General features: G+C 77.2%; 1 protein-coding gene. It reads left to right on the forward strand.

Going from position 1 to position 808, the window contains the following annotated elements; all coding sequences use genetic code 11:
• Positions 1–195: 195 nt before the first annotated feature.
• The coding region (locus C667_RS23540; protein ID WP_004391284.1) for an urease accessory protein UreD at positions 196–808 on the forward strand (613 nt) is incomplete at its 3' end.

Below are 808 nucleotides of genomic sequence, written 5' to 3' on the forward strand. Positions count from 1 at the left end.
CGCGCAGCCGCGACGCAAGGCCACGCCGCCGCGCCGTCGCACCGCGCTGGTGCGGCCGCAGGCGAACGCACCAGCCTGGGGCGTCGACCCTGCCCCGCCGCAGCGCGCAGCCCCACCGCCGCACCTGCAATGCCCCTGCGAGCCCCGGCCGAAGGGCCTTCGGAGAGCTGGCCCGGGTCTTGCTAAGTGTCTCCCATGTACCCGCATCCACCTTCCCTCGCCGCTTCCCTGCTCGCCCCAGGCGCCGCCGCGGCGCCCACGCCCTGGCGCGCCGGACTGCGCCTGGAGTACGAGCGGCGCGGTGCACGCAGCGTGCTCGCGCGCCGCGAGCACTTCGGCCCACTGCGCGTGCAGCGCGCGCTTTACCCCGAAGGCGAGGCCGTCTGCCACACCCTGCTGGTGCACCCGCCCGCCGGCATCGTCGGCGGCGACGAGCTGCGGGTGGACCTGCGCGTCGGCCCGGGCGCGCACGCGCTGCTGACCACGCCGGGCGCCGGCAAGTGGTACCGCAGCGCCGGCGCGCGCGGCGTGCTTGAGCAGCACATCGCGGTGGCGCCGGGCGCGGTGTGCGAGTGGCTGCCGCAGGAGAGCATCGTGCATGAGGGCGCCCGCGCCGGCCTCACCACCGCGGTGCGCCTGGAGGGCGATGCCTGCTTCATCGGCAGCGAGATGCTGTGCTTCGGCCGCACGGCCGCGGGCGAGCGCTTCGCGCGCGGCGAGCTGGCGATGCGCACCCGCATCGAGCGCGACGGCCGGCCGATCTGGCTGGAGCGCGGGGTGGTGCACGGCGGCGGCGGGCTGCTCGCCG

Source organism: Thauera phenylacetica B4P (assembly GCF_000310225.1).
In the GTDB taxonomy this organism is placed as follows: Bacteria; Pseudomonadota; Gammaproteobacteria; order Burkholderiales; family Rhodocyclaceae; genus Thauera; species Thauera phenylacetica.